This is a genomic window from Streptomyces sp. WAC 01529 (genome assembly GCF_003945545.1).
Taxonomy (GTDB): Bacteria; Actinomycetota; Actinomycetes; order Streptomycetales; family Streptomycetaceae; genus Streptomyces; species Streptomyces anatolicus.
In genome coordinates, this window is the sequence record NZ_CP029617.1 from 6,422,448 (window position 1) to 6,443,335 (window position 20,888).

At 72.1% G+C, this 20,888-nt stretch carries 15 protein-coding genes; 10 read left to right on the top strand and 5 right to left on the bottom strand.

Going from position 1 to position 20,888, the window contains the following annotated elements; genetic code table 11:
- The first annotated feature begins 293 nt into the window (after nucleotides 1-293).
- On the top strand, nucleotides 294-1,121 hold the full coding sequence (locus tag DMA15_RS28690; RefSeq protein WP_125515627.1) for an enoyl-CoA hydratase family protein: 828 nt from the start codon (nucleotides 294-296) through the stop codon (nucleotides 1,119-1,121).
- Nucleotides 1,118-3,496: a bifunctional salicylyl-CoA 5-hydroxylase/oxidoreductase gene (locus DMA15_RS28695; protein ID WP_125515628.1), complete on the top strand. Its 2,379-nt coding sequence runs from the start codon at nucleotides 1,118-1,120 to the stop codon at nucleotides 3,494-3,496. Before DMA15_RS28690 ends, DMA15_RS28695 begins: the two co-directional genes overlap by 4 nt.
- A gap of 7 nt (nucleotides 3,497-3,503) precedes the next feature.
- Here DMA15_RS28695 and DMA15_RS28700 read toward each other — a convergent pair whose 3' ends face one another.
- Both DMA15_RS28700 and DMA15_RS28705 read right to left on the bottom strand, forming a co-directional pair.
- Nucleotides 3,504-4,325 carry a PaaX family transcriptional regulator C-terminal domain-containing protein gene (locus DMA15_RS28700; protein WP_125515629.1) on the bottom strand — a complete coding sequence of 274 codons (822 nt, stop codon included), beginning with the start codon at nucleotides 4,323-4,325 and terminating at the stop codon, nucleotides 3,504-3,506.
- 4 nt (nucleotides 4,326-4,329) lie between these two features.
- Nucleotides 4,330-6,015 carry an AMP-binding protein gene (locus DMA15_RS28705; RefSeq protein ID WP_125515630.1) on the bottom strand — a complete coding sequence of 562 codons (1,686 nt, stop codon included), beginning with the start codon at nucleotides 6,013-6,015 and terminating at the stop codon, nucleotides 4,330-4,332.
- A gap of 108 nt (nucleotides 6,016-6,123) precedes the next feature.
- On the opposite strand from DMA15_RS28705, the gene DMA15_RS28710 reads away from it, so the two are divergent.
- The 3 genes from DMA15_RS28710 to DMA15_RS28720 all read left to right on the top strand — a co-directional run bounded on the left by DMA15_RS28710 (nucleotide 6,124) and on the right by DMA15_RS28720 (nucleotide 8,755).
- Nucleotides 6,124-7,350, top strand: a complete 1,227-nt coding sequence (locus tag DMA15_RS28710; RefSeq protein WP_125515631.1) for an acyl-CoA dehydrogenase — start codon at nucleotides 6,124-6,126, stop codon at nucleotides 7,348-7,350.
- Between the two features lie 142 nt (nucleotides 7,351-7,492).
- Entirely contained in the window at nucleotides 7,493-7,891 is a 399-nt protein-coding gene (locus DMA15_RS28715; protein ID WP_125515632.1) for a RidA family protein, read from the top strand.
- Nucleotides 7,892-8,005: 114 nt separating this feature from the next.
- Nucleotides 8,006-8,755 carry a hypothetical protein gene (locus tag DMA15_RS28720; RefSeq protein WP_240659978.1) on the top strand — a complete coding sequence of 250 codons (750 nt, stop codon included), beginning with the start codon at nucleotides 8,006-8,008 and terminating at the stop codon, nucleotides 8,753-8,755.
- Nucleotides 8,756-8,848: 93 nt separating this feature from the next.
- Here DMA15_RS28720 and DMA15_RS28725 read toward each other — a convergent pair whose 3' ends face one another.
- A complete protein-coding gene (locus DMA15_RS28725; protein WP_125515633.1) occupies nucleotides 8,849-10,378 on the bottom strand; it encodes a UDP-N-acetylglucosamine 1-carboxyvinyltransferase in 1,530 nt (509 codons plus the stop codon).
- Between the two features lie 117 nt (nucleotides 10,379-10,495).
- On the bottom strand, nucleotides 10,496-12,412 hold the full coding sequence (locus tag DMA15_RS28730; RefSeq protein ID WP_125515634.1) for an amidohydrolase: 1,917 nt from the start codon (nucleotides 12,410-12,412) through the stop codon (nucleotides 10,496-10,498).
- Nucleotides 12,413-12,566: 154 nt separating this feature from the next.
- On the opposite strand from DMA15_RS28730, the gene DMA15_RS28735 reads away from it, so the two are divergent.
- Nucleotides 12,567-13,571 carry a LacI family DNA-binding transcriptional regulator gene (locus DMA15_RS28735; protein ID WP_125515635.1) on the top strand — a complete coding sequence of 335 codons (1,005 nt, stop codon included), beginning with the start codon at nucleotides 12,567-12,569 and terminating at the stop codon, nucleotides 13,569-13,571.
- 35 nt (nucleotides 13,572-13,606) lie between these two features.
- Here the strand turns inward: DMA15_RS28735 and DMA15_RS28740 are convergent, their stop codons facing one another.
- Nucleotides 13,607-14,200, bottom strand: coding sequence for a TetR/AcrR family transcriptional regulator (locus DMA15_RS28740; RefSeq protein WP_125515636.1), 594 nt, complete (start codon nucleotides 14,198-14,200; stop codon nucleotides 13,607-13,609).
- 74 nt (nucleotides 14,201-14,274) lie between these two features.
- On the opposite strand from DMA15_RS28740, the gene DMA15_RS28745 reads away from it, so the two are divergent.
- The 4 genes from DMA15_RS28745 to DMA15_RS28760 all read left to right on the top strand — a co-directional run bounded on the left by DMA15_RS28745 (nucleotide 14,275) and on the right by DMA15_RS28760 (nucleotide 20,873).
- Nucleotides 14,275-15,099, top strand: coding sequence for a class I SAM-dependent methyltransferase (locus DMA15_RS28745; RefSeq protein WP_125515637.1), 825 nt, complete (start codon nucleotides 14,275-14,277; stop codon nucleotides 15,097-15,099).
- A 123-nt stretch (nucleotides 15,100-15,222) separates the two neighbouring features.
- Nucleotides 15,223-16,527 (top strand): phosphatase PAP2 family protein, encoded by a 1,305-nt coding sequence (locus DMA15_RS28750; protein ID WP_276314399.1) that lies wholly within the window; start codon nucleotides 15,223-15,225, stop codon nucleotides 16,525-16,527.
- 268 nt (nucleotides 16,528-16,795) lie between these two features.
- Nucleotides 16,796-19,510: an aconitate hydratase AcnA gene (gene acnA, locus DMA15_RS28755; protein WP_125515638.1), complete on the top strand. Its 2,715-nt coding sequence runs from the start codon at nucleotides 16,796-16,798 to the stop codon at nucleotides 19,508-19,510.
- A 208-nt stretch (nucleotides 19,511-19,718) separates the two neighbouring features.
- The gene (locus DMA15_RS28760) at nucleotides 19,719-20,873 is read left to right on the top strand and encodes a S1 family peptidase (protein WP_240659980.1); all 1,155 of its coding nucleotides are present in this window, start codon (nucleotides 19,719-19,721) and stop codon (nucleotides 20,871-20,873) included.
- Nucleotides 20,874-20,888: the final 15 nt, after the last annotated feature.

The following is a 20,888-nucleotide window of genomic DNA, read 5'->3' on the forward strand; positions in this document are numbered from 1 at the left end:
AAGCGCTATGTCGACAGGGACGACGGTCGGGCATGCGGGGGACGTCCGGCCCTGTGGTGGTCCGGGAGACAGGACGCGGCTTTCGGGACTCATGCGCCCTTTGGGGCGGGGCCTGGCCGGTATCGCGCGACCGGTATCGCGTACTCGTGACGACAGTCACGGGCGAGTGATAACTTCGAGAGGGGACTGGCTGAAGCCCGGGTGGACACGCGCCGACCGGGCCCACCCCGCCCCCGCCCCGCCCGACCAGCGCACAGCGAACTCCAGCCCCGAGGCCCAGGAGGCCGCACCTCATGAGTCCCTTCACCGGCTCCGCTTCCCGGACCCCCGAGTGGCGGCATCTGCGCCTCGCCGTCGACGACGGGGTCGCCACGGTCACCCTCGCCCGCCCCGACAAGCTCAACGCGCTCACCTTCGGCGCCTACGCCGACCTGCGCGACCTGCTCGCCGAGCTGTCCCGCGACAAGTCCGTACGGGCCCTGGTGCTCGGGGGCGAGGGGCGGGGATTCTGCTCGGGCGGCGACGTCGACGAGATCATCGGCGCGACGCTCGCGATGGACACCGCGCAGCTCCTCGACTTCAACCGCATGACGGGGCAGGTCGTGCGGGCCATCAGGGAGTGCCCCTTCCCGGTGATCGCCGCCGTGCACGGGGTGGCCGCGGGGGCGGGCGCCGTGCTCGCCCTCGCCGCGGACTTCCGTGTGGCGGACCCGAGCGCCCGCTTCTCCTTCCTCTTCACCCGCGTCGGCCTCTCCGGCGGCGACATGGGCGCGGCCTACCTCCTGCCCCGGGTGGTCGGCCTCGGCCATGCCACGCGGCTGCTGATGCTGGGTGACGCGGTGCGCGCGCCGGAGGCCGAACGGATCGGCCTGATCAGCGAGTTGACGGACGAGGGCAAGGCGGGGGAGGCCGCCCTGACCCTGGCACGCCGCCTGGCCGACGGCCCGGCCCTCGCGTACGCCCAGACCAAGGCGCTGCTCACCGCGGAACTGGACATGCCGCTCTCCGCCTCCGTGGAACTGGACGCGGCGACCCAGGCCCTGCTCATGAACGGCGAGGACTACGCGGAGTTCCACGCCTCCTTCACCGAGAAGCGCCCCCCGAAGTGGCGGGGCCGATGAGCGGGCGGCCGATGGGCGGGCGCCCGATGAGCGCGGGGACGACCCCGCTCGGCCCGGCAGACGCGAGCGACCCCCAGGCGCCCCCGCCGCCCGGGGCGCCCCGGATAGCCGTCATCGGGGGCGGGCCCGGTGGGCTCTACGCCGCCGCGCTGCTCAAGCGGCTCGACCCCGCCCGTCAAGTGACCGTCTGGGAGCGCAACGCCCCGGACGACACCTTCGGCTTCGGCGTCGTGCTCTCCGACGAGACGCTCGGCGGCATCGAGCACGCCGACCCCGCCGTCTACGCCGCCCTCCAGGCCGAGTTCGTACGCTGGGACGACATCGACATCGTGCACCGCGACCGGCGCCACACCTCCGGGGGCCACGGCTTCGCGGCGCTCGGGCGGCGCAGGCTCCTGGAGATCCTGCACGCCCGCTGCCGCGACCTCGGCGTCCGGCTCCGCTTCCGCACCGAGGCGCCGCCCGCCGCCACCCTCGCCACGGCGTACGACCTCGTCGTCGCCGCCGACGGCGTGCACAGCCTCACCCGCGACGCGCACGCCGACGCCTTCGGGCCGAGCATCACGACCCACCGCTGCCGGTACATCTGGCTCGCCGCCGACTTCGCCTTCGACGCGTTCCGTTTCGAGATCGCCGAGACCGAGCACGGCGTGATGCAGCTGCACGGCTACCCCTTCTCCGCCGCCGGTTCCGGCGCGTCCACCGTCATCGTGGAGATGCGCGAGGAGGTCTGGGAGGCGGCAGGCTTCGACGGACTCGACGAGCGCGAGTCCACCGACCGCTGCGCCAAGATCTTCACCGAGGCACTCGGCGGCCGCCCCCTGCGCTCCAACAAATCCACCTGGACGAACTTCCGTACGGTCGTCAACTCCCGCTGGTCGCACGGGAACACCGTGCTGCTCGGCGACGCCGCGCACACCGCCCACTTCTCCATCGGCTCCGGCACCAAGCTCGCCGTCGAGGACGCTCTCGCCCTCGCCGCCTGCCTCCAGGAACAGCCCGACATCCCGAGCGCCCTCCAGGCGTACGAGACGGAACGCCGCCCCGTCGTCGAGTCCACGCAGCGGGCGGCCCGCGCCAGCCTGGAGTGGTTCGAGCGGCTGCCCGACTACCTCGACCAGCCGCCGCGCCAGTTCGCGTTCAACCTCCTGACCCGCAGCCGCCGCGTCACCCACGACAACCTCCGCCTGCGCGACGCGGACTTCACCCGCTCCGTGGAGGACGAGTTCGGCTGCCCGGCCGGTACGCCCCCCATGTTCACGCCCTTCACCCTGCGCGGCCTCACCCTGCGCAACCGCGTCGTGGTCTCCCCGATGGACATGTACTCCGCCGTGGACGGCGTCCCCGGCGACTTCCACCTCGTCCACCTCGGCGCCCGGGCGCTGGGCGGCGCGGGCCTGGTCATGACCGAGATGGTCTGCGTCAGCGAGCGCGGCCGCATCACACCGGGCTGCGCCGGTCTCTACACCGCCGAACAGACCGCCGCCTGGCGCCGGATCACCGACTTCGCCCACACCCAGGCACCCGGCACGGCCATCGGCGTACAGCTGGGCCACTCGGGCCGCAAGGGCTCCACGAAGCTGATGTGGGACGGCATCGACGAGCCGCTCCCCGACGGCAACTGGCCCCTCAGCGCCGCCTCCCCGCTCCCGTACAAGCCGGGCAGCCAGACCCCGCACGCACTCTCCCGGGCGGGCCTGACGGAGATCCGCGAACAGTTCGCCGCGGCGGCCCGGCGCGCCGCACAGGCAGGCTTCGACCTCCTCGAACTCCACTGCGCCCACGGCTACTTGCTCTCCGGCTTCCTCTCCCCCCTCACCAACCACCGCACGGACGCGTACGGCGGCCCCCTGCCCGCCCGCCTCCGCTACCCCCTCGAAGTCTTCGACGCCGTCCGCGAGGTGTGGCCCGAGGGCAAGCCCATGACGGTCCGCGTCTCCGCCACCGACTGGGCGGAAGGCGGCACCACCGCCGAGGACGCCGTCGAGATCGCCCGCGCCTTCGCCGCGCACGGCGCCGACGCCATCGACGTCTCGACCGGCCAGGTCGTCGCCGACGAACGCCCCGCCTACGGCCGCTCCTACCAGACGCCGTACGCCGACCGCATCCGCAACGAAACCGGCGTCCCCGTGCTCACGGTCGGCGCCATCTCCTCCTGGGACGACGTCAACTCCCTGCTCCTGGCGGGCCGTACGGACCTCTGCGCCCTTGCCCGCCCTCACCTCTACGACCCTCACTGGACCCTGCACGCGGCGGCCGAGCAGGGCTACCAGGGCCCCGGCGCCCCCTGGCCCCTCCAGTACCGCGCGGGCAGCCGCCGCCCCCAGGCGGGTCGCACGGACGCCCCGAAACCACGCCTGTCACTGGAGAACTGACGGCCGCTCAGAAACCGGGAAGGGTCACGAACCGTGCCCCCGACTCCCGCAACAGCCCGTCCAGCGCCGCGAACACCGCCGCCGAGCGCGCGCCCGGCCAGCCCCGCGGAAGGAGTTCCGCGGGCAGGCCCGGATCCGCGTAGGGGAGTTGGCGCCAGGAGTCCAGGGCGAGGAGGTAGTCACGGTAGGCCTCCTCGGGCGGCGGGGGAGTCTCCTCGCGGGCCTCCCAGAAGCGCAGGACCGGCTCGTGGCGGTCGAGGAACGCCTCGTGCTGCTTGGCCAGCGCGGCCAGGTCCCACCAGCGGGCCACCGCCTCGGCCGTCGCGGCGAACCCCAGATGCTCGCCCCGGAACAGGTCCACGTACGGAGCGAGTTGGAGACGGTCCAGGGTGTGCCTGGTCTCCTCGTAGAGGTGGGCGGGGGCGATCCACACGCCCGGCGCCGCCGTGCCGAAGCCGAGGCCCGCGAGACGGGAGCGCAGCACGTGCCGCTTGTGGCGTTCGGCCTCGGGCACGGAGAAGACGGCCAGCACCCAGCCGCTGTCCCGCACCCCGGCCGTGGTGCCGTAGATGCGACGGTCGCCGTCCTCCAGGAGCTGGCGGGCGTCGGGCGAGAGCGCGTACCCCGCCGCGCCCGCCTCCGTACGCGCGGGCACGAGCAGGCCGCGCCGCTTGAGCCGCGACACCGACGAGCGCACCGACGGCGCGTCGACGCCGACCGGCGCGAGGAGGCGCACCAGCTCGGCCACCGGGACCGGGCCGGGTGCCGCCCGGCCGTAGGCGCCGTAGAAGGTGACGATCAGGGACCGTGGAGTGTGCTGCTCGGACACGTGATCACTCTACGGGCCCGGGATGACCGGCCGGGGCCCCCGCCGCCGGCTCCGCCGAGGAGCGCGCGGCGACCGGCGCACGCAGCCGGAACCTCTGCAGCTTGCCCGTCGCCGTCCTCGGCAGCGCATCCAGGAAGACGATCTCGCGCGGACACTTGTAGGGGACGAGCTCCGCCTTCACGAACTCCCGCAGCCGTTCCGCGTCGCGGGGCGCGCCCTCGCGCGGCACCACGTACGCCACCACCACCTGCCCGCGCAGCTCGTCCGGCCGCCCCACGACCGCCGTCTCTGCGACATCCGGATGGCGCAGCAGCGCCTCCTCGACCTCCGGGCCCGCGATGTTGTACCCGGCCGAAATGATCATGTCGTCCGCGCGTGCGACATAGCGGAAGTAGCCGTCGGCGTCGCGGACGTAGGTGTCGCCGGTGATGTTCCAGCCATGGCGTACGTACTGGAGCTGGCGTTCGTCGGCGAGATAGCGGCAGCCGACGGGGCCGCGCACCGCGAGCAGTCCGGGCTCGCCGTCCGGCACCGGCGCCCCGGAGCCGTCCACCACGCGCGCGTGCCACCCCGGCACGGGGAGCCCCGTCGTGCCGGGCCGTATCGCGTCGTCGGCGGCGGAGATGAAGATGTGCAGCAGCTCCGTCGCGCCGATTCCGTTGATGACGCGGTGTCCGGTGCGCGCGTGCCAGGCCTGCCAGGTGGCCGCGGGGAGGTTCTCGCCGGCCGAGACGCAGCGGCGCAGCGAGGAGATGTCGTACGCGTCGATCTTGTCCAGCATCGTGCGGTACGCGGTCGGCGCGGTGAAAAGGACCGAGATCCGGTGGCGCCCGATCGCGGGGAGCAGCTGCTTGGGTGTGGCCTGTTCGAGCAGGACCGAGGACGCGCCGAAGCGCAGCGGGAAGATGACGAGCCCGCCGAGCCCGAACGTGAATCCGAGCGGCGGACTCCCCGCGAAGACGTCATCGGGGACCGGCTTGAGGATGTGCCGCGCGAAGGTGTCGGCGATGGCGAGCACATCGCGGTGGAAGTGCATGCACCCCTTGGGACGGCCCGTCGTGCCGGACGTGAACGCGATGAGCGCCACGTCGTCGGCGGCCGTGTCCACCGCCTCGTACCGCTCGGGCCGCCGGGCGGCGCGCGCCAGCAGGTCGTCGGGGCCCTCGCCGCCGTACGTGGTGATGCTCAGGCCCGGCACCCCGGCCTTGATCAGGTCGTCGACCGACCGGATGTCGCACAGCGCGTGCCGCACCTCGGCGATCTCGCACATGGTGGCCAGCTCCTGCGCGCGCTGCTGCGCGAGGACCGTCACGGCGACCGCGCCCGCCTTCATCACCGCCAGCCAGCACGCCGCGAGCCACGGCGTGGTGGGCCCGCGCAGCAGCACGCGCTGCCCGGGCCGCACGCCGAGGTCGGCGCTCAGCACATGGGCGATCCGGTCGACGTGGCCGCGCAGCACGCCGTACGTCCAGGTCTCCCCGGAGGCGGAGTGGAAGGCGGGCCGCGCGGCCCCGAGCCGCTCCACGGTCCGGTCGAGGAGTTCCACGCCGCAGTTGAGCCGCTCGGGGTAGTGCAGCTCGGGGCGGTCGTGGACGAGCGCGGGCCACTGCTCGCGCGGCGGAAGGTGGTCGCGGGCGAAGGTGTCGGTGTGGCCGGATGGTGTCAGCCCGGGTGTGCCGGTGGGTTCCATGGCGGCTCTGCCCCCTTGCCTGCGGGTCGGGCGCTGTGGTGGGCTCGCCTCACGAGCGTATCGTGATGGTGACGACAGTCAACGGTGCGCGATAAAGGAGGGCCCGGGGTGACGGCATTCGCGCTCAGTCCTGAACAGACCGCCTGGTGCGCGGAGCTGCGCACGCTCGCGGCCGAGCGGTTGCGGCCCCTGGCGGAGAAGGGGGAGCCGGGTCGGGTGAACCGGCCTTTGGTGGAGGCGCTGGGTGAACTGGGCTTGCTGGGGCGGCTGTTCGAGGAGGGGGTCGGCCCAGACCCCGGCTTTGGTCCGGTTGGCGCCGGGGCCGGCACCGGTCCGACCGGTTTTGGGACCGGCACCGGTCCGACCGGTTTTGGGACCGGCGCGCTCGACCTCTGCCTGATGCGGGAATCCCTCGCCTACGCCTGTACGGAGGCCGAGACCGCCCTCGCGCTGCAAGGCCTCGGCGCCCACCCCGTGCACGCGCACGGCACGCCCGCGCAGCGGGAGCGCTGGCTGCCGCCGGTCCGGGCGGGGCGCGCCATCGCGGCCTTCGCGCTCTCCGAGCCGGGGGCGGGCTCGGACGCTGCGGCCCTGTCCCTCGACGCGGCACCGGACGCCTCCCGCTCCGGAAGCTGGCGCCTCACCGGCGACAAGCGCTGGATCTCGAACGCCCCCGAAGCCGACTTCTACACCGTCTTCGCCCGTACGTCCCCGGGCGCGGGAGCCCGCGGCGTCACTGCCTTCCTGGTCCCCGCCGACCGCGCGGGACTGACCGGCACGCCCCTCGACATGCTCTCCCCGCACCCGATCGGCGCGCTCGCCTTCGACGGCGTACGGGTCGGCCCCGAAGACGTCCTCGGCGAGGTCGACCGCGGCTTCCGGGTCGCGATGACCACCCTGAACCGGTTCCGGCCGAGCGTCGGCGCGTTCGCGGTCGGCATGGCGTCCGCCGCGCTGGACGCAAGCCTCACGCATACGGCCGAACGGGACGCGTTCGGCGGCAAGTTGAGGGACCTTCAGGTCGTCACCCATCAGATAGCCGAGATGGCCACGCGTACGGAGGCGGCCCGCCTGATGGTGTACGCGGCGGCTTCCGCGTACGACCACGAGGGCCCTAGGGCGCCGGGAATCGCGCGGCGGGCGGCGATGGCGAAGCTGCTCGCGACGGAGACGGCGCAGTACGTCGTCGACGCGGCGGTCCAGCTGCACGGGGCCCGCGCGCTGCAGCGCGGGCATCTGCTCGAACACCTCTACCGCGAGGTGCGGGCGCCCCGCATCTATGAGGGGGCGAGTGAGGTGCAGCGCGGGATCATCGCCAAGGAGCTGTACGGGTGACCCTCGCGGGCGGCTGGCCGCGAGCCCGTGCGGGCCCGCCGCGGCTGGCCCCGATCCCGTGCGGGCCCGTCGTGGCTGGTCGCGCAGTTCCCCGCGCCCCTTTGGGGCGCATCCCCGATCCAGGAGCCAGGAGCCTCATCCCATGACCCTGCACCGCGTCAATCCCGCCGAACTCTCCCCGCCCACCGGCTTCTCGCACGCCGTCACCGCCACTGGATCCCGGCTCGTCTTCCTCGCCGGGCAGACCGCCCTGGACGGCGCCGGGAAGGTCACCGGAACCACCCTGCCCGAGCAGTTCGAGGTGGCGCTCGCCAATCTGCTCACCGCCCTGCGCCACGCGGGCGGCACCCCCGCCGACCTCGCCCGCGTCACCGTCTACGCCACGGACGTCGCCGACTACCGCGAGCACGCCCCCGAACTGGGCCGGATCTGGCGTGAGTTGGCGGGGCGCGACTACCCCGCCATGGCGGTGGTCGGCGCGGTCCGGCTCTGGGACGAGCAAGCCCTCGTGGAGCTGGACGGGGTGGCGGTCCTCGACTGAGGGGCAGAGGAGTGGGACGGGAAACCCCGCCAAGTCGACTGCGTCGGAACGAAGTTCGGGGGTACGCGGAGACAGCCGAGGCCACCAGGGCCGCGGTTGAGGAGGGGTGAAGACGTGCGTGCGAGCAAGGTGACGGGTGTCATCGGCATCATGGGGCTCTCGGCCGTTCTGCTGACGGGGTGTGGGGACGACGGCGACGGGGGCGGCTCCGACAAGCCGTTCGCGAAGGACAGCGCCGACCAGATCGCGGCCAAGGCGGTCGCGGCCACCAAGAAGGCGGACTCGATGCGCCTCAAGGGCGACATGCGCCAGTCCGGCGGGAAGTCGCTGAGCGTGGACCTCGCGGTCGACCAGGAGAAGAACTGCGAGGGATCCGTCGACACCGAGGGCGCCAAGGCCGAGCTGCGGCACACGAACGCGACGCTGTTCGTGCGCGGCAACGAGCAGTACTGGAAGAACTCGCTGAAGAACCAGCCCGGTTCGGACAAGGTGCTGTCCAAGGTCGTCGACAAGTGGGTCAAGATGCCCGCCGACGACGCGTCGACGTCCGGCCTCTGCGACAAGCAGGGCCTGATCGCCTCCATGGACGAGGACAAGTCGACCCGCAAGGGCATGAAGAAGGGCGACACCACGTCCATCGACGGGAAGGAGGCCATCACGCTGACGAAGAAGGCCTCCGGCGGAGAGACCCACACGATGTACGTCGCCACGGAGGGCAAGCCGTACATCCTGCGCACCACCGTGAAGGGCGGCGACAAGCCGAACGAGGCGACCTTCAGCGACTACAACGAGCCCGTGAACCCGAAGACGCCGGGCGAGGGCGACACGGTCGACCTCAAGGAACTCGCGGCCTCGGGCCAGTAACGGCCCCTGAGGTACGGCTGCCGCCCTCCGGAGCAAGACACGGCTGCCGCCCCCCTCAGAGGGAGGTACGGCAGCCGTGTCTCGGGAGGGACCTCAGATGTCCCGGAACGTCTCGATCTGCGCCCCCACCGAGTTCAGCCGCTCCGCCAGATCCTCGTAGCCGCGGTTGATCACGTAGACGTTGCGCAGCACCGACGTGCCCTCCGCCGCCATCATCGCGAGCAGGACCACCACGGCCGGGCGCAGGGCCGGCGGGCACATCATCTCGGCGGCGCGCCAGCGGGTGGGGCCCTCCACCAGGACCCGGTGCGGGTCGAGGAGCTGGAGGCGGCCGCCCAGGCGGTTGAGGTCCGTGAGGTAGATGGCGCGGTTGTCGTAGACCCAGTCGTGGATCAGCGTCTTGCCCTGCGCCGCCGCCGCGATGGCCGCGAAGAAGGGGACGTTGTCGATGTTCAGGCCGGGGAACGGCATCGGGTGGATCTTGTCGATCGGCGCCTCCAGCTTGGAGGGGCGCACGGTGAGGTCGATGAGGCGGGTGCGGCCGTTGTCCGCCGCGTACTCCGCCGACCTGTCGTGGTCGAGGCCCATCTCCTCCAGGACCGCCAGCTCGATCTCCAGGAACTCGATCGGCACCCGGCACACCGTCAGCTCGGACTCCGTGACGACCGCCGCGGCCAGCAGGCTCATCGCCTCGACCGGGTCCTCGGAGGGGGAGTAGTCGACGTCGACGTCGATGGTCGGCACGCCGTGCACGGTCAGCGTCGTCGTGCCGATGCCCTCGACCTTGACGCCCAGCGCCTCCAGGAAGAAGCACAGGTCCTGGACCATGTAGTTCGACGAGGCGTTGCGGATGACGGTCGTACCGGCGCTGCGGGCCGCCGCGAGCAGCGCGTTCTCCGTGACGGTGTCCCCGCGCTCGGTCAGCACGATGGGCCGGTCGGGGGAGACGTCCCGCGCGACCTCGGCGTGGTAGAGGCCCTCGGTCGCCGCGATGTCCAGGCCGAACCGGCGCAGCGCGATCATGTGTGGCTCGATCGTGCGGGTGCCGAGGTCGCAGCCGCCCGCGTACGGCAGCTTGAACCGGTCCATGCGGTGCAGCAGCGGGCCGAGGAACATGATGATCGAGCGGGTGCGGCGCGCGGCCTCCGCGTCGATCGCGTCCATGTCCAGCTCGGCGGGCGGCACGATCTCCAGGTCGACGCCGTCGTTGATCCAACGGGTGCGGACGCCGATGGAGTTGAGCACCTCCAGGAGCCGGTAGACCTCCTCGATGCGGGCGACGCGGCGCAGCACCGTGCGGCCCTTGTTGAGCAGGGACGCGCAGAGCAGCGCCACGCACGCGTTCTTGCTCGTCTTGACGTCGATGGAGCCGGAGAGCCGGCGGCCGCCGACCACCCGCAGGTGCATCGGCCCGGCGTAGCCGAGCGACACGATCTCGCTGTCGAGCGCCTCGCCGATACGGGCGATCATCTCAAGGCTGATGTTCTGGTTGCCCCGCTCGATGCGGTTCACGGCGCTCTGGCTGGTGCTGAGCGCTTCGGCGAGCTGCGCCTGAGTCCAGCCCCTGTGCTGCCGGGCGTCCCGGATGAGCTTGCCGATGCGTACGAGGTAGTCGTCTGCCATGTGTCGCAGGTTATCTCAGATATGAGATGACGCACGCGCTGGGGTGGTCCATCCGGGGAGCGGCCTTCCGGGTGCCGTTTCCCCACAGGGGCTCACCCGCCACCTCCGTACGGGAGTTCACCCGCAGCCGCAGGAAGCGTGCCGTCCGCCGTGCACCGACGCGTACGCCGTGGGCCGGGGCCCCGCCGCCGCCCGCGTCACCCGGGCGGCGGCCGCGCGTCCTGCCGACGACTGCGCGTCATGCACCACTGTGCCTCCGACGAGCGTGAGGCGCACCTCGGCGGAGCTGATATCGGCCACCGGACACCGCGTCACATCGCGGTCGAGCAGCACGAGATCGGCCTCCTTGCCCCGCTCCACCGTCCCGGTGAGGTGGTCGGCGCGGAGTTGACGAGCGGTGCCCAGGGTGTGCATGAGCAGGGAAGACGTACGGGTGATGCCTTCCTCGGCGCGGTAGAGGTCACCCTCGCCGTCCGCGCCCCGGCGGTCGATCGCGGTCCGGATCTGGTTCCACACCTGAAGGGGGTCGACCGGCCAGTCCGAGCCACCCGCGAGCACCGCGCGCCGCTTCTGGAGGCCGCGCGCCGGATACAGCCATCGGTGGCGCGCGGCGCCGATGTACGGCAGCAGGGCGTCCACGGTCCAGGTGTCACGGGCGGCCCATTGGAGCTGCATGCAGGCGACGACGCCGAGCGCGGCGAAGCGGGGGAGGTCGGCGGGGTCGACCAGTTGGAGGTGGGCCGTGGTGTTGCGCAGGTCGCGGCGGCCGGTGGCGCGCAGGGCGTACGCGTAACCGTCGAGGGAGGTGCGCACGGCGCGGTCGCCGATGGCGTGCGCGTGCATCTGCCAGCCCGCCGCGTTGAAGGCGGCGCTGAGCCGTCCGTAGTCGGCCGCCGAGACGTACAGGTCACCGCGGTTGTCGGTGGGCCTGCCGTCCTCGTCCAGATAGGGCTCCAGGAGCGCGGCGGTCTGCGCCGGGTGCTCGATGACCCCGTCGAGGAAGACCTTGACCGTGCCGAAGCGCAGTCCGCGTACGCCCTTGAAGTCCGCCCGCAGCCCGTCGGCGTACGCGAGCGCCGCCGCCGGATCCTTCGTCAGCTCGGCGTCGATGCGCAGGGCGGGCACGATGCGCTGCGGCAGGCGGCCCGACTCGGCGAGGCGCTGATAGACGTTCAGCACGGAGCGGTCCACCACGGCTTCCATGAACGTGGTGATCCCGGACGCGGCGGCCTCGGCGAAGATCTTCTCGGCGGCCTGCGCCAATCGGGTCGCGTCGGGCTCGGGGACGTGCCGGGAGACGAGCGGCTGGGCGTCGTCCTTCAGCACGCCGGTGGGCTTGCCGTCCCTGCCCTTGACGATCTCCCCGCCGGGCGGGTCCGGGGTCGAGGCGGTGACCTTCGCGATGTCCAGGGCGCGCTGACTGGCCCACAGGTTGTGGCCGTCGCCGCCGCGCAGGACGATCGGGCGCCGGGTCGGCAGCGCGTCGAGCATCGAGTGGTGCGGGGCGGTGCCCCGGGGGAGGAGCCCGATGGGGTTCCAGTCCTCCACCACAAGCCAACCGTCGGGCTCCTGGTCGGCGGAGTCCGCCAGGAACCCGGTCAGCGTCTTCTGCAGCTCCTCGACCGTCTGCTCCGCCCCCGCGAGAGAGGGCCGCAGGGAACGGCTCGCGGCGTCCATCGGATGGGCGTGCCCGTCGTGGACGCCGCTCATGAGGGTGCCACCCCGGGCGTCAACCACCTCGGTGTCCCGGCCGATGAACCGCCGCAGGGCGCGGCCGGCCCCCACGGCGAGGATCCGTCCGTCCCGCCCGACGGCCACGGCTTCGGCCCGCGCGGGGTCCGAAGTGCCGGTGAACACACGGGCGTTGTGCACGACGAGCGCGGCGGAGCGGCGCCGGGCGGGGGAGGCGGCGGCGACTCCGGCGGTGCCGAGGGCTCCGACGGCCCCGGCTGCTCCGGCGGCTCCGGCGGCGAGGAGAAGGCCGCGCCGGGAGGGCTGGGGGACGTATGACTGGGATGCGGGCGGCTGGGGCAAGAGGGCACTCCAAACGTGACGGCGACGGCCAGGGACGAGTGAGGGGGGCTCCCGCCGCGAAGCTGCGGCACGGGCAGCCCCGCCACGACCCGCACCAGACCCTCGACGAGTAATCCGTTAACCAGAACCCGCCCCGGACGACGATTTCCGTACGATGAGCCGCGTGCCAGGGCCGAGACTGACCGACATAGCCCGCGCCGCGGAGGTCTCGACGGCGACGGTCTCCCACGCCCTCAACGGCACCGGCAGGATCGGCGAGGCCACCCGCCGCCGCGTCCGTGAGACGGCGACGCGGCTCGGCTACGGCACCCCCGGCCCCCGGAGCGGCCGCACGCTCGGCGTCGCCGTCACCACCTTCCCCGGCGCCTGGAACTACACGGAGGTGGCGTACTTCTCGCGCGTGGTCACCGCGGCCACCTCCGCCGCCCACGCGCGGGGTTACGCCCTGACGACCTTCCCCGCCGACCGCGCCGCGGACGACTCCTGGCACGGCCTGAGCGTCGACGGCATGCTCATCGTGGACAGCCCGCGCGGCGACCCGATGGTCCGCGCGCTGCGGGCCCGCGGCATCCCGCTCGTCTTCGACGGCGCCCCCGGCGACCCCCGCCCCGGCGACCGCTGGGTCGACAACGATCACGAGGCGACCACGCACGGGGTCCTCGACCACCTCACCGCGTCCGGCGCCCGCCGCATCGCCCTCCAGTCGGGCAACGGCGATGAGCACTACGCCCGCGCGGTCACGGCGGCGTACACCAGGTGGTGCGTCCGGCACGGCACGGCCCCGCGGATCGTGCCCTTCGAGGCGGCCGACGGCCAAGGGCACGCGTTCGACGCGCTGTTGCGCGGCCCGGACCGCGCCGACGCCGTCTACGCCGCGTACGACCCGGGCGGCCGCCAGCTGTTGGCCGCGGCGGCCCGCCTCGGCCTGCGCGTCCCGGCCGATTTGCGCCTGGTGTGCGCGAGCGAGGACCCCGGGTACGCGGTGACCGTGCCGCCGGTGACCACGGTGACCCTCGACCCGGAACGCACGGGGCGCGCCGCCGTGACGCTCCTCGTCGACCAGATCGAGGGCACGTGCCGGACGCCGCCGGGCCCCGTCGTCGTACCGTCCGCGCTCCTGGCACGGGCCTCTTCGGCCTCCTCCGGCTCCGCGCAGTAGCCGGGGCGCAGGGCCGCGCGAACGCACTCCCGCCCCTACGCCCCCCGCACCACCCCCGCGATCACCGAGGCCACCACCCTGCGGACCTCGTCGTCCTCCACCGGAACCCCCTCCCGCCCCGCGAAGAGCAGATGGCCGGAACCGATCAGCGTCAGCGCGAGCGTGCCGACGTCCGCGTCCGCCTTGATACGGCCCCGCTCGCGTTCGGCGGTGAGGTAGGCCGCGAGCATGGCCGTGGCCTCCGTCAGGAGCGGGACGCCGGTCGGCGAGGTCTCGCGGAGCCGGGCGCGCAGCACGTCCCGGGAGGTGATGAGCCCGACGATCGCCAGGGCCACCGAGCCGAAGAGTCCGGCGAGCGCGCCGCTGACGTTGCCGACGACGCTCCCGGTCCCGGCGGACGCCCGCAGCGCCGCGCCCCGCAGCTCCATCCGGCCGATGCGGTCCCGCACGAGGTCCGCGAGGAACGCGTCGAAGTCGGCGAAGTGCCGGTGCAGGACCCCCTTGGCGCACCCCGCCTCCGTGGTGACCGCCCGGCTGGTCAGCGCGTTCGGCCCGGCGCGCAGCAGGACGCGCTCCGCGGCATCGAAAAGCTGCTCGCGTACGTCGTGGATGGCCACCCCTGTCGGCACCGTGAACCCCTGATTCCGCTCGTGGCTCCGCCCAGCCCATTGACGAGTGGGCGCGTGCCCACCATGGTGGGCACATGCCCACTATCCCCGAGAAGGCGCCGCACGGACAGCGGCGGCTGGCGGAGTCCTTCGGCGCGGACGCCGAGCGCTACGACCGGGCCCGCCCCCGCTACCCCGCATCCCTGGTGGCCCGCATCGCGGCCACCGGGCCACGCGTCCTGGACGTCGGCTGCGGCACCGGCATCGCCGCCCGGCAGTTCGGCGCGGCGGGCTGCGAGGTCCTCGGCGTCGATCCGGACGCCCGGATGGCGGCCCTGGCGCGGCGGCTGGGGACCGAGGTCGAGGTCGCCGCGTTCGAGGCCTGGGACCCGGCGGGCCGGGAGTTCGACGCGGTCGTCGCGGGCCAGGCCTGGCACTGGGTCGACCCGGTCGCCGGAGCGGCCAAGGCCGCGCGGGTGCTGCGGCCGGGCGGGCGCCTGGCCCTGTTCTGGAACGTGCCCCAGCTCCCGCCCGCGCTCACGGAAGCCTTCGCCGACGCCTACGAGCGGGCCGTGCCCGACGCCCCCTTCGCCATGCGAACCGCGCCTCCCCGCGCCTTGGACGGGTACGAGCCACTGTTCGCCAGGGCCGCCGACGGCATCCGGGAGGCGGGCGGCTTCGGCGCCCCCGAGCGGTGGTGCGACCACTGGGAGTGGACGTACACCCGCGACGCGTGGCTGGACCAGCTCCCCACGCAGGGCTCCCTCACCCGCGTCCCGCCGGAGAAGCGGTCCGGGATACTGGAGGCCGTCGGTGCCGCCATCGACGCCAGGGGCGGCCGCTTCACCGCGAGCTACACCACGGTCACCCTCACCGCCCGCGACAGCACGGTCACGCTCACCGAACGGAGTCGGCCATGACCCGCGAAACCCACCCGCATCGCTCCGATAACATGCTCGAACTCACAGCCCACGTCTAACAAATCGGCCAAACAATTGATATCCAGAGCATCGCGGGTGTTTTCGCGCACAAACTGCACAACCCTGCTCGCCGCATGGCGCCGACCACGGGCGATCCTGTGGACCGCGGTGGCTGTGGTGGCCCTCGCGTTCCTCATCGCGCTGGAGATCGCCGCGCGCGGCTACGGCTTGCCCGGGCCGATCACCAACCAGGCGCGCGAGGTGATCTTCGCCCCGAAGTCGGGTCCGCTGCTGTACGCGGGCATGGCGCTGATGATGGTGGTCCTCACCTGGCGGCAGCGGTTCATCGCCATGGGGGTCGCGGTCGGCATCGACCTCGTCTTCTTCCTGGTGCGCTGGGCGGTCGACGCCAAGATGATGTTCGGCAACGGCGCGCTGTGGGTGATGCTGGCCTGCGTCGTGATCGCCGTCACGCGCCGCACCGGCCGGGACCGGCTCCTGCTCCTGAAGGGCGTGGGGCTCGGCCTGCTGCTCGTGGCGGGCCGCAAGACCGGTGACACCTGGCTGCTCATCACGTGGAAGACCCGCCCGACGGTGCTCGACCAGTACGTGGCGACCGCCGATCACGCGCTGGGCAACCCCTCCTGGGTCGTGGGCCGGATGGTCAACGCCACCGGCGAGGTCGGCGCGCACGTCCTCGACTACGTCTACATCCAGCTCGCCGTCGCCGCGGTCGTCATCGCGCTGTACCAGCTGCGCAACGTGGCGAGCGAGGGCCGCTTCCCGGGGCACCACCTGGTGCGTACGTTCCTGGTCATCGGTCTGCTCGGGCCCGGCATCTACATGATCTACCCGGTGGTCGGGCCGATCTTCGCGTACGGCGTCCACGGCGAGCACTGGGCGGTGGCCGACATCTGGCCGAACACGCCGCCGACGATCACCACCCCGCACGTGATGCCGTTCGACGACAAGACCCCGCGCAACTGCATGCCGAGCCTGCACACGGCGTGGGCCACGACGATCTTCATCCACTCCCGCAAGGGGCCGAGGCTGCTGCGTTACGCGGGCACGTTCTGGCTGATCGCCACGCTCGGCGCGACGCTGGGATTCGGCTACCACTACGGCGCGGACATCGTCGCCGGTGTCGTCTTCGCGTACACGATCGACGCGGCGCTGCGCTCGTTCGACCGCGGCTGGGACCGGGCGAGCATCCAGCTGGTGGCCTACGGCACGACCGTCTTCGTCCTGTTCCTGCTGTCGTACCGCTTCCTGCCGATGGAGATGGCCCGGCACCCGTGGCTGTTCGGGCCGCTGCTGATCGGGGCGATGGCTTCGGTCATCTACGGCTACATACGGACCGCGGAACCACGCGAACCGAAGCCCGCGCCGCCGACGCAGAAGCTGGAGCCGCAGCCCGAGATGGTCTGACGGCAGGGCTCGATGCGGCCGCCCCGTCTCAGGGGCGGTCAAGCGCGGGGCAGCGCATTGCCGCCGCCCCGCGCGGGCGTAATGAAGGCGCGCCTCGTCGTCACCCCGGCTCGTGTACTAGAGTTATCTCGACATCGAGATATCTGCCGAGCGCACCAGAGGCCGCCACTCGGTAAGGGTTACCTAACTAAGCCTTACCTTAGCGGATCGACGAGGAGTCGTGGCGGCAGGATGTGCTGGAACGCGCACAAAAAAGAAGGAGACTGTCGTGTCGGCGAACAGCTTCGACGCCCGCAGCACGCTGCGCGTGGGCGACGAGTCGTACGAGATCTTCAAGCTGGACAAGGTCGAGGGCTCCGCACGGCTCCCTTATAGCCTGAAGGTCCTCCTTGAGAACCTGCTCCGCACCGAGGACGGCGCGAACATCACCGCCGACCACATCCGTGCGCTCGGCAACTGGGACTCCCAGGCCCAGCCCTCCCAGGAGATCCAGTTCACGCCGGCCCGCGTGATCATGCAGGACTTCACCGGCGTCCCGTGCGTGGTGGACCTCGCCACCATGCGTGAGGCCGTGAAGGAGCTCGGCGGCGACCCGGCGAAGATCAACCCGCTGGCCCCGGCCGAGCTGGTCATCGATCACTCCGTGATCGCCGACAAGTTCGGCACCGCGGAGGCCTTCGGCCAGAACGTGGAGCTGGAGTACGGCCGCAACAAGGAGCGCTACCAGTTCCTGCGCTGGGGCCAGACCGCCTTCGACGAGTTCAAGGTCGTCCCCCCGGGCACCGGCATCGTCCACCAGGTGAACATCGAGAAGCTGGCCCGTACGGTCATGGTCCGTAACGGCCAGGCCTACCCCGACACCCTGGTCGGCACCGACTCGCACACCACGATGGTCAACGGCCTCGGCGTCCTCGGCTGGGGCGTCGGCGGCATCGAGGCCGAGGCCGCGATGCTCGGCCAGCCGGTCTCCATGCTCATCCCGCGCGTCGTCGGCTTCAAGCTGACCGGTGAGCTGCCCGCTGGCACCACCGCCACGGACCTCGTGCTGACCATCACCGAGATGCTGCGCAAGCACGGCGTCGTCGGCAAGTTCGTCGAGTTCTACGGCGAGGGCGTCTCCGCCACCTCCCTCGCGAACCGCGCCACCATCGGCAACATGTCGCCCGAGTTCGGCTCCACCGCCGCGATCTTCCCGATCGACGACGAGACGCTGAAGTACCTGCGCCTGACCGGCCGCGACGAGCAGCAGGTCGCGCTCGTCGAGGCGTACGCCAAGGAGCAGGGCCTCTGGCTGGACCCGGCCGCCGAGCCCGACTTCTCCGAGAAGCTGGAGCTGGACCTCTCCACGGTCGTCCCCTCCATCGCCGGTCCGAAGCGTCCGCAGGACCGCATCGTCCTCGCCAACGCCGCCGAGCAGTTCAAGATCGACGTACGCAACTACGTCGACAGCGTGGACGAGGCGGGCAAGGAGTCCTTCCCGGCCTCCGACTCCCCGGCGACCACCAACGGCGTCCCGTCGAACCCGGTCCTGGTGACCGCCCCCGACGGCTCGACGTACGAGCTGGACCACGGCGCCGTCACCGTCGCCGCGATCACCTCCTGCACCAACACCTCGAACCCGTACGTGATGGTCGCCGCCGCGCTCGTCGCGAAGAAGGCCGTCGAGAAGGGCCTGACCCGCAAGCCGTGGGTCAAGACCACCCTCGCGCCCGGCTCGAAGGTCGTCACCGACTACTTCGACAAGGCGGGGCTCACCCCCTACCTCGACAAGGTCGGCTTCAACCTCGTCGGCTACGGCTGCACCACCTGCATCGGCAACTCGGGCCCGCTGCCCGAGGAGGTCTCGAAGGCCGTCAACGACCACGACCTGGCCGTGACGTCCGTCCTCTCCGGCAACCGGAACTTCGAGGGCCGCATCAACCCCGACGTCAAGATGAACTACCTGGCGTCCCCGCCGCTGGTCGTCGCGTACGCCCTCGCCGGTTCGATGAAGATCGACATCACGACCGAGGCGCTCGGTGTCGACCAGGACGGCAACCCGGTCTACCTCAAGGACGTGTGGCCCTCCGAGGCCGAGGTCAACGACGTCGTCGCCAACTCCATCGGCGAGGACATGTTCAACAAGTCCTACCAGGACGTCTTCGCGGGTGACGCCCAGTGGCAGGCCCTGTCGATCCCGACCGGCAACACCTTCGAGTGGGACACCGAGTCGACGTACGTCCGCAAGCCCCCGTACTTCGAGGGCATGACGATGGAGACCACCCCGGTCTCCGACATCACGGGCGCCCGCGTCCTCGCCAAGCTGGGCGACTCGGTCACCACCGACCACATCTCCCCGGCCGGTGCGATCAAGGCCGACACCCCGGCGGGCAAGTACCTCACGGAGCACGGCGTGCAGCGCCGCGACTTCAACTCCTACGGCTCGCGCCGAGGCAACCACGAGGTCATGATCCGCGGTACGTTCGCCAACATCCGCCTGCGCAACCAGATCGCGCCGGGCACCGAGGGCGGCTTCACGCGTGACTTCACGCAGGCCGACGCGCCGGTCTCGTTCATCTACGACGCCTCGCGCAACTACATCGACCAGGGCATTCCGCTGGTCGTCCTCGCGGGCAAGGAGTACGGCTCCGGCTCGTCCCGTGACTGGGCCGCCAAGGGCACCGCGCTCCTCGGCGTCAAGGCCGTGATCGCCGAGTCGTACGAGCGCATCCACCGCTCGAACCTCATCGGCATGGGCGTGCTGCCGCTCCAGTACCCGGAGGGCCAGTCCGCCTCGTCCCTCGGCCTGACCGGCGAGGAGACCTTCTCCTTCACCGGCGTGACCGAGCTGAACGACGGCACGACCCCCCGCACGGTGAAGGTCACCACCGACACGGGCGTGGAGTTCGACGCGGTCGTCCGCATCGACACGCCCGGTGAGGCGGACTACTACCGCAACGGCGGCATCATGCAGTACGTGCTGCGCAGCCTGATCCGCAAGTAGGCTTACCGCGCACGGCAGTTGAGGGCCGCATCCCGTCATCGCGACGGGGTGCGGCCCTCGCACGTTCCCGGGGGGCGGACAGTGGCCGGGGAACGTATGGACTTGTCGGCGCGCCCTCCCTACGCTCGGCCGCACCAGTCGCAGAGAGCGCTCTCACCCGTTCAACTCAGCTCAGTCACCGGCCAGTTGGTACGACGAGAGGACCCCCGTGGGACGCAAGACCACCGCACGCCTTCGCCTGTCCGCCCTCCTCCTGACGGCCGCCTGTCTCGGCACCGGCCTCCCCTCGGCCGCCGCCGCCGACGTGCCCGGGAGGGACTCCCGGCCACCGGCATCCGCCGCCCTCCTCGACGCGATGCGGCGCGACCTCGGCCTCACGCCCGCCGCCGCGCGCGAGCGGCTCGCCGACGAGCGGCGGGCCACCAAGACGGAGCGCGCGGCACGCGAAGCCGCCGGTGCCGCGTACGGAGGGGCCTGGTTCGACGCCGGGCGCGGGCGGCTCACCGTCGCCGTGACCGAGCGGCGAGCCGCGAAGGACGTACGCGAGACCGGCGCCGACGTCCGGCTCGTCGAGCACAGCGCGGCGGCTCTCGACGCGGCGAAGGGCCGCGTCGACAAGCTCAAGGCACCTTCGGGCGTGGCGAGTTGGCGCGTCGACCACCGGGCGAACCGCGTCGTGGTCGATGTCGTCGAGGCTCGCCGCGGCGACGACGACGTCGCCGCCTTCCTGCGACGGGCCCGCGCCACCGCGCCCGTGCGGGTGGGCTCGGTTCCTGGGGCGCCGCGCACCTACGCCGCGGGGACTGTCGGCGGCGACCCGTACTACACCGGCAACGTGCGCTGCTCCATCGGCTTCTCCGTGCACGGCGGTTTCGTCACCGCCGGGCACTGCGGGCGCGCGGGCGCGGCGGTACGCGGCTGGGACGGCTCCGACATGGGCACGTTCCGGGGCTCCTCGTTCCCGGGCGACGACTACGCGTACGTCTCCATCGGGCACGGCTGGTGGACCGTGCCGGTCGTGCTCGGCTGGGGCGCCATCCCCGACCGGCTGGTGCGCGGCTCGGCGGAGGCGCCGGTCGGCTCGTCGATCTGCCGTTCCGGTTCGACGACGAAGTGGCACTGCGGACAGCTCCTCGCCAAGAACGAGACCGTCAACTACTCCGACGGCAGGGTCGTCCACCAGCTGACCAAGACCAGCGTCTGCGCCCAGGGCGGCGACTCGGGCGGCTCGTTCATCAGCGGCGACCAGGCGCAGGGCGTGACCTCCGGCGGCTGGGGGAACTGCAGCAGCGGCGGCGAGACGTGGTTCCAGCCGGTGAACGAGATCCTTCAGCGGTACGGGCTGAGGCTGCACACCGCCTGACCCTACGGTCGGGCG

Coding starts and splice junctions, on each gene's coding strand:
- DMA15_RS28735 (WP_125515635.1), top strand. CDS start 12,567: ATGAGCCGCGTGCCAGGGCCGAGACTGACCGACATAGCCCGCGCCGCG.
- DMA15_RS28745 (WP_125515637.1), top strand. CDS start 14,275: ATGCCCACTATCCCCGAGAAGGCGCCGCACGGACAGCGGCGGCTGGCG.
- DMA15_RS28695 (WP_125515628.1), top strand. CDS start 1,118: ATGAGCGGGCGGCCGATGGGCGGGCGCCCGATGAGCGCGGGGACGACC.
- DMA15_RS28725 (WP_125515633.1), bottom strand. CDS start 10,378: ATGGCAGACGACTACCTCGTACGCATCGGCAAGCTCATCCGGGACGCC.
- DMA15_RS28690 (WP_125515627.1), top strand. CDS start 294: ATGAGTCCCTTCACCGGCTCCGCTTCCCGGACCCCCGAGTGGCGGCAT.
- DMA15_RS28705 (WP_125515630.1), bottom strand. CDS start 6,015: ATGGAACCCACCGGCACACCCGGGCTGACACCATCCGGCCACACCGAC.
- DMA15_RS28715 (WP_125515632.1), top strand. CDS start 7,493: ATGACCCTGCACCGCGTCAATCCCGCCGAACTCTCCCCGCCCACCGGC.